This is a genomic window from Methylobacterium sp. EM32, assembly GCF_040593685.1.
GTDB lineage: Bacteria > Pseudomonadota > Alphaproteobacteria > Rhizobiales > Beijerinckiaceae > Methylobacterium.
On sequence record NZ_JBEXZS010000199.1, the window covers coordinates 1 to 9,568 of the forward strand.

8 protein-coding genes are annotated in these 9,568 nt (G+C 71.2%); 2 read left to right on the plus strand and 6 right to left on the minus strand.

The genetic code is table 11. The features are described from left to right. The 4 genes from ABZT49_RS26685 to ABZT49_RS26700 form a co-directional block, all read right to left on the minus strand. The coding region (locus tag ABZT49_RS26685; protein ID WP_355290600.1) for a methyl-accepting chemotaxis protein at positions 1 to 1,465 on the minus strand (1,465 nt) is incomplete at its 3' end. A 115-nt stretch (positions 1,466 to 1,580) separates the two neighbouring features. Beyond that, complete coding sequence (locus ABZT49_RS26690; RefSeq protein ID WP_355290602.1) at positions 1,581 to 2,045, minus strand: chemotaxis protein CheW; 465 nt, start codon at positions 2,043 to 2,045, stop codon at positions 1,581 to 1,583. Continuing rightward, entirely contained in the window at positions 2,042 to 4,102 is a 2,061-nt protein-coding gene (locus ABZT49_RS26695; protein ID WP_355290604.1) for a chemotaxis protein CheA, read from the minus strand. Before ABZT49_RS26695 ends, ABZT49_RS26690 begins: the two co-directional genes overlap by 4 nt. Before the next feature lie 504 nt (positions 4,103 to 4,606). Continuing rightward, positions 4,607 to 5,830, minus strand: coding sequence for a methyl-accepting chemotaxis protein (locus tag ABZT49_RS26700; protein WP_355290605.1), 1,224 nt, complete (start codon positions 5,828 to 5,830; stop codon positions 4,607 to 4,609). 207 nt (positions 5,831 to 6,037) lie between these two features. On the opposite strand from ABZT49_RS26700, the gene ABZT49_RS26705 reads away from it, so the two are divergent. Both ABZT49_RS26705 and ABZT49_RS26710 read left to right on the plus strand, forming a co-directional pair. Then, positions 6,038 to 6,325, plus strand: a complete 288-nt coding sequence (locus ABZT49_RS26705) for an STAS domain-containing protein (RefSeq protein WP_355290607.1) — start codon at positions 6,038 to 6,040, stop codon at positions 6,323 to 6,325. A gap of 55 nt (positions 6,326 to 6,380) precedes the next feature. Continuing rightward, positions 6,381 to 6,746, plus strand: a complete 366-nt coding sequence (locus ABZT49_RS26710) for a response regulator (protein ID WP_093570578.1) — start codon at positions 6,381 to 6,383, stop codon at positions 6,744 to 6,746. 375 nt (positions 6,747 to 7,121) lie between these two features. On the opposite strand, the gene atzF is transcribed toward ABZT49_RS26710, so the two are convergent. Further along, a complete protein-coding gene (atzF, locus tag ABZT49_RS26715; RefSeq protein WP_355290609.1) occupies positions 7,122 to 8,912 on the minus strand; it encodes an allophanate hydrolase in 1,791 nt (596 codons plus the stop codon). After that, positions 8,909 to 9,298: an oxalurate catabolism protein HpxZ gene (gene hpxZ, locus ABZT49_RS26720; RefSeq protein ID WP_355290611.1), complete on the minus strand. Its 390-nt coding sequence runs from the start codon at positions 9,296 to 9,298 to the stop codon at positions 8,909 to 8,911. The genes atzF and hpxZ overlap by 4 nt, the downstream gene beginning before the upstream one ends. Between the last annotated feature and the right edge of the window lie 270 nt (positions 9,299 to 9,568).

The window sequence follows — 9,568 nt, forward strand, 5'->3', positions numbered from 1 at the left end:
GGCGGGCGATCGCCTCGGTCTGGCCGGCATTGTCGGCGTTCTGCTTCACGTTGGCGGCCATCTCCTCCATCGAGGCCGAGGCCTCCTCGGTGGAGGCGGCCTGCTCGGTCGAGCCCTGTGACAGCTGCTCGGCCGAGGCCGACAGCTCCTGGCTCCCCGCCGAGACGTTGTTCGCCGCCGCCGCCGCATCCGCCACCACGGCGCGCAGGCGCGTCAGCATCGTCTGGAGGGCGAGGCCCATCCGGTCCTTCTCGGAGAGGGGCTTGGCCTCCACCGTGAGGTCGCCCTCCGCGATCGCGTCGGCGAGGCCGGCGGTCGCGTTCAGGTTGGCGGTCATGCGGTTCATCGCGGTGACGAGATCGCCGATCTCGTCGCGGGAGGTCACCGCCACGGTCTGGCCGAGATCGCCCATGGCCACGGCGTCGGCGAGGGACACCGCGCGGCTCAGGCCCCGGGAGATCGTCACGGCCAGCCAGATCGCGATGGCGAGGCCGGCGAGGAGCGCGCCCGCCAGCACGGCGAGCAGCATCGTCTGGCCCTCGCTCGCATCCGCCTTGGCGCGGGCCACCGCATCGGTCATGCGCTTGCCCTGAAACGCCACCAGGGCGTCGAAGGCATCGATCGCGGCCGTGCTCGCCGTGGAGTACTCGCCCGAGGCGAGGGAGGCGGCCTGGATGGTGCTCCCGGTCTCGACGGTCGCGAGGGCTTTCTGGAACGAGGCCGCCCAGGCATTGTACTTCTGCCGGATCGCCTCGACCGGGACGTTGCGGGCGGCGCCGACGTGGAGCAGCTCGTCCATCGCGCGCGAGATCTCCTCACGCAGCTGCTTCGCCGCGGTCACGCGCTGCTCCAGCGCCTCGACATTCGTCGCGCCGGTCGCCGATTGCATCTCGCCCCAGGCCCGCTCCAGGCGGACCTGGAAGCCCGCCGCGGCACGGACGAACTCGTCGTCGCCCGTCTCGCCCGGCCGGCCCTTGACGATCGCGTCGAGGTCGGCCCGCAGGGCGGCCGTGGCGGGACGTCCGGTCGCGGCGATCTCCGACCAGGTCCGGGCATTCGAGTTGAGCCGGGTCAGGTCCAGCGCCTTGGCGCCCAGCGCCCGCACGGTGTCGTACTTGGCCGACAGGACCTCAAAGAGCCGCCGGCCCTCGTCGGAGGTGATGTACGACTTCGCCTTCCCCATCGCGGCGAGCGTGTCGGCGGCGTTCTCCGCCACGCGCTTGCTGAAATGGGCCATCTGGGCGTCGTCCGAGCTGATCACGGCGGCGCGCGTGTTCGAGATGCCCCGGAGGGCCTGGGCCTTGGCGTCGAGCACGTGCGTCTGGACCTCGGAGCGGCTGACGACGAACTTCATCGCCTCGTCGGCCGCCGTCAGCCTCTGGTAGCCGACGGCGCCGGCCGCGCCGGCGAGGATCAGGACCGACGCGAAGCCGCCGGCCAGTTTCGCCTTGATCGTGAAACGCATCGTATTACCCCGGCCAAGAGCGTTGCCCGACCTGAACACCGGTCCGTCGGCAGCGCGGCACAATTGACGATCTGAGGCAGCAGCCGGTCCGGGTGCGGTCGGGTGCTGCCCCGGCTCAGTTCAGGATCCGCTCGACATCGGGCAGGATGACGAACTCGTCCCCGCACTTGACGATCGACTTGATGAATTCGGGCCGCCACGAGGTGCCGACCTTCGGCACCTGCTGCGCCGTGCCGGCCTGGACCTCGGTCACCTCGAAGACCTTGTCGGCGACGAGGGCCACGATCACCGGATCGCCCGCGATCCCGACCTCGATCACCACGAAGCGGGTGTCCGGCGTCACGGCTTCCGGCTTCATGCCGAAGCGCTCGCGGATATCGGCAAGCGGCACGACGTTGCCACGCACGTTGACCACCCGGTCGAGATGCGCCCGCGCCCCCGCCACCCGGGTCGCCGGGATCGGGTCGATGATCTCGCGCACCATCCCGGCATCGAGCGCGAAGGTCTCCGACCCGATGCGCACCATCACCACCTGCAGGCCGTCCGCCTGCCGCGAGGAATCCGCCGTGCCGGTCATCATGCCACCTCCTGAAACTCGCGCGGCATCTCGGCCTGGCCGCCGGAAACGAGCCGTCCGACGTCGATGATGAGGGCGGCGGTACCGTCGCCGAGGATCGTCGCCCCCGAGAAGGTCGTCACGTCGGCGTGCAGCTTCGACAGCGACTTGATCACCGTCTGGTGGTTGCCGATGATCTGGTCGGCGACGAGCCCGACCCGGGTCTCGCCGACCGACACGATGATGACCTTCTGGTACGGATCGGGCTCGCCCTCCGCCTCGAACAGGGTCCGCAGGCGCAGGAACGGCACCAGGGCGCCGCGGATGTTGAGGAAGTCGCGCCCGCGGCTCGCCCGGTCGCCCTCGGGCAACTCGACGCATTCCTCGACCGCGGCGAGCGGGACGACGTAGCGCCCCTCGCCGACCCGGATCAGCAGGCCCTCGATGATCGCGAGCGTCAGCGGCAGGCGCAACGTGACCGTGGTGCCGGCCCCCGGCACGGTCGCGATGTCGATCGTGCCGCGCAGGCCCTCGATGGTCTTTTTCACGACGTCCATGCCGACGCCGCGGCCCGACAGGGCCGAGATCGTCGCGGCGGTCGAGAAGCCGGGGGCGAACAGGAACTGGTAGACCTGCTGGTCGCTCAACGGCGTGCCGGGGGCGACGAGCCCCTTCTCCTCGGCCTTGGCGCGGATGCGGGCGGCGTCCAGCCCGGCGCCGTCGTCGCGCACGCTGACCCGCACCTGGGCGCCGGCATGCTCGGCCGAGAGGGTGATGCGGCCGGTGGCCCCCTTGGGGCTCTCGGCCCGCCGGGCCGGATCCTCGATGCCGTGGTCGATGGCGTTGCGGATCAGGTGGACCAGCGGATCGGCCAGGCGCTCGATCACGGTCTTGTCGAGCTCGGTCTCCTCGCCTTCGGTGACGAAGTCGACCGGCTTGCCGAGATCCCGCGACAGGTCGTGGACGAGGCGCCGGAAGCGGCCGAACAGCGCCCCGATCGGCACCATGCGGATGCTCATCGTGGTGTCGCGGAGCCGAGCCGAGAGGCGCTCGATCTCCTCGGCCACATTCTTGATCCCGGCATCGGCGTGCAGGCCCGCGAGCTGGCTGAGCCGGGCCTGGGCGATGACGAGCTCGCCGACCCGGTCCATCAGCTCGTCGAGGCGCCCCGCCTCGACCCGCACGGTGCTGGTCGTGCGCTCCTCGCCCCGGCGCCCGCCCGCCCGCGGCTCGGGCGCCGCGGCGGGAGTGGGAGCGGGATGCGCTGCCGGCGCCGCCGCCTGGTGCAGCAGGACCGGTACTGCGGCCGCCGCCGGCACGGGGAGCGGCGCGGCCTCCTCGGCCGGGCCCGGCAGCGCCTGCGCCGGCCCCTCGTCCTCCGTGCCGAGCGGCGTCAGGGTGAGGGTCATCTCGTCCTGAACGAACAGGAACACGTCGTCGATCGCCTCCCGGGCCACCCCGGCCGGCAGGGTGACGTCCCAGCCGATCGACAAGGCCTCGGGGTCGAGCGCCGCGAGGTCGGGCACCGCGTCGAGCCGCGGCACCACCGCCTGCGCGCCGAGATCGCGCAGGTCGTCGAGGAGGGCGAGCGGGTTGGTACCGTTGCGCAGGACGTCCGGCGCGAAGGCGATCCCGACCCGCCAGCCGGCCGCCCCGGCGGGCGCCGCCTCGGGCTCGGGCTCGGGGGCCGGAGCCGCCCGGCCCGTCGCCCGTCCGACAAGGCCGCCGAGCTCGTCGAGGATGGCCTGGCCGAAGACCGGCTCGGCCCCCTCGGGATCCTCGATCAGGAGGCGGATGTAGTCCTTGGCCGAGAGGGCGACGTTGACGAGGTCGAGGCTCGCCGGCACGCGTCCCTGGCGCACGAGGTCGAAGGCGGTCTCGAAATCGTGGGTGAAGGCCGCCACCCGCTCGAAGCCGAACATCGCCCCCGAGCCCTTGATGGTGTGGAGCGCGCGGAACGCCGTGTCGATCAGGGCCCTGTCCTGCGGCTTCTCGCCGAGGTCGAGCAGCGTGGCCTCCAGGCAGGCGAGAAGCTCGTCGGCCTCCATGCGGAACACGTCGACCGGGTTGAGGGAAGTCATGTCGGCATCGACCCTTGGATCGCACGGACGGTCTTTGTTCGCGCGGGATTCACGAAGACGAATGCGTCACGCCGCTCCGGCCCACGCCGTCGCTCGCGCTCCCCGCGCCCGCCCCGGTCGTGCGGCAGGGGAAGCGTGAGATCGGCGGTGGGTGCTGAGAACTACGGAATTTCGCAGTGATCAGATTGTGTCCGAAATCCGATAATTTTCGGTTAGCAATCGGACAGTCATCGAAACCTTACGGAAAAATTTGCCGGCTGACCCCAGGGACTCGAAAGACGATGGGGCGAGCACGTGCGGAAGACGGCCTCGATCGAGCCGACAGGACGACGGCTCGACTGCGCTTCGTCGCGCGATATGGCTCAAGCTTGATCTATACCGATGCCGATGGGGCGGGGGATCCCCTCTCACCCTGCGATGTCGAGCAAGCTCGAGACCGCACGGCGAGGGGATCGCACACCTCCGCCGTATCCGAACGGAGCGGGCGGGACGTGTCGGCTCGCGTCAGAACAGGTCGATGCCGTCGAGCTCGTCCGCTGCGGTGCCCGCGGCCCCCTCGGCCGGTCCGCGCGGCTCCTGCCCGAGCACCTGGTGGCGCAGGCGGTCCCGGACCTCGCCGAGGGTGCAGGCCGCGATCATCGCTTCGGCCCAGGAATGGTCGGGCTCCGGCACGTCAAGGCCCTGCTCCGTGGTCCGCTCGGCCATCCGGTCGAGCTCGGCGGCGAGCGCCCGCAGCACGGTGCCGCCGTTCTGCAGGCGCTGCTTCGTCAGGTCCTGGAACTGCATGGCGATGATCGCGCCCGACACGTCGGCGGTGATCGTCTGCGTCGTCTCGGCGGTCTGCTGCAGCACGCCGGCGAAGCGCGTCGTCTGCGCGACCAGCGCCTGCATCACGGTGTGGACCCGGGCCTCGGCGCTGCGGCTCTCGTCCGAGACGTCGATCGTGGCGATGTCCTGCAGCAGGCCGTGGCTGTCGCGCAGGCCGGTGGCGATCGAGCCGATCTGGTCCTTGATCGTGCCCGAGAGCGTGTTGATCGATTGCGCCAGCTGGCGGACCTCGTCGGCCACCACCGCGAAGGCCCGGCCGGCCTCGCCGGCCCGCGCCGCCTCGATCTTGGCGTTGAGCGCGAGCAGGTTGGTCTGGCGGTTGATCGTCTCGATCCGCGCGACGCTGCCCTCGACCGCATCGATCTCGGCCAGCACCGCGTCGAGGGCGCGGGCCGTCGCGCCGCCGTCGCGCGAGAGCCGGCCGACCTTGTCCATCAGCGCCGCCAGCGTCCCGCCGAGCCCCGTAGCGACCTCGGCGAGGGGGACGATGCGCCCGTCGATCTCGACCGCCTGGATCGAGGCGACGAGGCCCTGCACGATTCCGGCCTGGTCGCGCGTCGTCGCGGCGATGTTCTCGAAGCGGTGGCTCAGGCCCTGGACGCTGTCCTCCATGTGGGAGGAGGCAAGGCCGAGCTCGCCGACCAGGGCCTCGAGCGCCCGACGCTGCAAGGCGGACAGCCCGAGCCAGGATTGCAGGAGGTCGCAGGCTTGCCGATCGGAGACTTGCCGATCGGGGATCTGCCGGTCGGCGCCGGGCGCCTCCGCGGCGGGTGGCTCGACGCCCGTGGCGGCCTCGACCGCGGCGAGGGCGACCGGGACGGGGGCGGACACCTCGGTGCGGGGCCGCAGCCACCGTGGACGGGGGCGCTCCCGCGTCACCTGCGCCGCCTCGGAAATCATCGTCCTCACACTCCGTCGGACCGTTCGTCGCGTCCGGGCTCATTACCAAGAGCCTCGGGTTCCGGTGACGCTACGGGCGGCATGCTTGCGGAAGCGTTAGCATTCTGTCCGGAACCGGACCGAACGATTCAAGGAAGTTTTACGGTCCCATCGCATAGTCTTTCTCAGAGGCGCGGTTCGGACGCCTCGCAGGATCTCGGCGCCGTCATGTCAGATACCCTCGTCATCACCATGCCGGGCGACTGCACCTTGCGGGCGATCCGCACGCTTCACGGCGAGATCGCCGCCGCCCTCGCCGCGACCGCGAATCTGACCCTCGATTGCTCCAAGGTCGAGCGCGCCGACATCGCCTTCGTGCAGCTCGTCGTCGCGGCGGCCGGCACGGCGGAGCGGAAGGCCAAGCGCCTCGCCCTCATCGACGCGCCCGACCTCGTCGAGGGCGCCTTCGCGCGGGCGGGCCTGAGCGCACAAGTCTCCTTCCTGCGCGCCGCCTGAGCGCCGCGCCGACCGTCACTTCCTTCCCGTACGCGTTCCCCGGAGTTCCCGTTCCATGGCTACCGTCCTCGCCGTCGACGATTCCCCGAGCATCCGGCAGATGATCAAGGTGGTCCTCGGTCCCGCCGGTCACACCATCATCGAGGCCGGGGACGGCGCCGAGGGCGTCGCCAAGGCAAAATCCTCCGCGCTCAATCTCGTCATCACCGATCTCAACATGCCGGTGATGAACGGTCTCGACATGATCAAGACCCTGCGGACGCTGCCCGCCCTGACCGGCGTGCCGATCCTGTTCCTCAGCACGGAGTCGGACGAGGGCATCAAGCAGCAGGCTAAGGCCGCCGGCGCCACGGGCTGGATCACCAAGCCGTTCAAGCCCGAGCAGCTGCTTGCCGTGGTGTCGAAGCTGACCCGGGCGTGATCTCGTCTCGGAGGGAGGGGCCGGTCGAGCCGCTCCCTTCGCGATGAAAGGTCTGTTCGACAACACGAGCCGGTTTGGCGTGTGAGAACTGCGTCGCGAGACGCATTGCTATCCCTCCCACAACCTCATCCCGAGGTGCGAACGTAATGAGCCCCGACGGAGGCCTCCTTCGAGGTCAGTCGATTTTCAATCGACTGACACCTCAGGATGAGGTTGTGGGTGGGATACGATCTTGCGGCGGCCAGTCGGACAGACCCTCACTCGACGTCGTGAAACCCGCGGTGTGATTCCGGGCTCCGCTGCGCGGCCCCGGAATGACGAGGAGGGTGGAAAGACTGTCGCGCCCGGCCGACAGTTTTTTACCTTGTCATGCGTTCATGCCCCCCGGCCCGCCGCCAGGTACGCCCGCCATCCCCCGTGACGCGACACGTCCTCGGCCTCCCGCACGCCCTCCGGCTCGCACAGGAACCCTTTCGGCGCCGTGCCGTCGGCGAGCCGCAGGGTGCCGATGCCGAGGGGGGCGGGGATCGCCGCGACGAAGCGGCCGAAGGCCTCCGGCGTCAGCGCCCAGACCTCGGTGGCGATCGCCGTGCCCGTGCCCGCCGCCACCCGCACCAGGCCCGGACGGCGCGGGCCCGCGCCCGGCAGGGCGTAGAGCCGGTAGTCGGGCGCGGTCTCGACCGCCCGCAGGAGCCGGGCGCCGAGCGCGGTCAGCTCGCCGTTCAGCGGCAGGCCCGACAGGTGGGCGCCGACGACCACCAGCTCGATTTCGTCGCCTCGGGCCCGCGCCGGAGCCGGCTCGGGCGCCGGCGGCAGGGGCGCGCCGGTCGCCCCCATCGGGGTGCCGCCGGCGCAGTGGAGGGCGTCGCCGAGGGAAATCAGGGCCGCGTCCCGGCCGGCCGGGGCGATCAGCGTCACGCCGGCCGGTCCGCCGTCGGCGCGGGGATGGCCGGGCACCGCGAGCGCGCAGAGATCGAGCAGGTTGACGAAGTTGGTGTAGGTGCCGAGCTCGGCATTGGGGCCGACCGGGTCGGCGGCGAGGCCCGCGAGGGTCTGCGGGCGCGGGAAGGTCGGCACGCACAGGGCGTCGAGTCTCTGCCAGACCGGCTCGGTGGCCCGGTGCAACTCCGCCAGCCGGTAGCGGCCCACGAAGGCATCCGCCGCCGAGAAGGCGGTGGCGCGCTCGGTGATGGCACGGGTGACCGGGTGCAGCGCCTCCGGCCGTTCAGTGATGAGGCCGCGGATCGCCTCCCAGCGCTCGGCCACCCACGGTCCGTCGTAGAGCAGGGCGGCTGCGGCGAAGAACGGGGTCAGGTCGACCGGCACCAGGGTCGCGCCCAGCGCCTCGAGGTCGGCGAGGCTCGCGTCGAAGGCCGCCTCGGCGTGGCGGTCGCCGAAGAATAGCCGGCTTTCCGCATCCGGCACCCCGATCCGCGTCGGAACCTCCCCCGGCCTCCCGGCCGGCAGGGCGCGCGAGAACGGATCGGCGGCGTCGAACCCGGCGAGCGCCGAAAAACCCTCGAACGCGTCCGCGGCGGTCAGCGCGAAGACCGAGACGCAGTCGAGGGTGCGGCAGGCCGGCACGACGCCGCGCGTCGAGAGGGCGCCGAGGGTGGGCTTGAGCCCGACGATGTTATTGAGCCCCGCCGGCACCCGGCCGGAGCCGGCGGTGTCGGTGCCGAGCGCCAGCGGCACGAGACCGGCCGCCACGGCGACCGCCGAGCCCGACGACGAGCCGCCGGGCACGAGCGCCGGGTCGAGAGTGTTGCGCGGCACGCCGTAGGGCGAGCGCACGCCGACGAGGCCGGTGGCGAACTGGTCGAGATTGGTCTTGCCGATGACGAGCGCCCCGGCCTGCCGCAGCCGCGCCACCACGGTGGCGTCCTCCGTCGCGACGCTCCCGTAATCGGGGCAGGCGCAGGTGGTGGGCAGGCCGGCTACCGCGATGTTGTCCTTCACGGCAACCGGGATGCCGTGGAGCGGGCCCGCCGGCAGGGTGTCCGCCTCCGCCGCCACCTCGGCCTCGGGCCGCAGGGTGATGAAGACCGCCGGATCGGCGAGTGCCGCGATGCGCCGGTAGACCTCGCGCACGGCCTGCGCCGGCGTGAGCGCCCCCGAGGCGTAGGCCTCCCGGTACTGGGCGAGGGTGAGGGGAAAGTCGGTCACGCCGGCACCTCGTCGATCAGGCTGACATGGGCGGCGACGACCCGCCAGCCCTCGGGGAGCCGCGCCCAGCTCTGCATCTGGCGCCCGACCTTGCCCGGATGCGCCTCGCGCCAGAACAGGGTCGAGGCGGTGGCGAAGTCGCGCCCGAAGGTGGTGATGACCGTCTCACCGATGCGGCGCTCGACCCCGACCGGCGAGCGCGCCCGGCGAAAGGCCCGGATCGCGTCCATGCCGTAGAGGTTTTCGCCGATGCCGTACCGGATGGTGCGGGGATCGTCCCAGAACAGGGCCTCGAGGGTCGGCACGTCGTTGGTGACGAGGGCGGTCTCGTAGGCAGCGAAGGCTGCTTCGACCTCGGCTTTGACGTCGGGGTGGTCGATGTCCATGGGTTTCTCCCTGAAGACGCAACTCAATGGCTGTCCAGTTTCATCCTACCCACGACCTCATCCTGAGGTGCGAGTGAAACGAGCCTCGAAGGAGGGCTCCAGATGCCTCCGTGACTTCTGGAGGGCTCCTTCGAGGCTGCTGCAAGCAGCAGCACCTCAGGATGAGGGTGTGGGTGGGATCAGGACGATCAGACTGGATGTGCAGCGTGCGCGCCGGACGAGCCGTCACCCCGCCACCGGCGCCGTGGCGGGAGGACCTGGCGCTGCGAT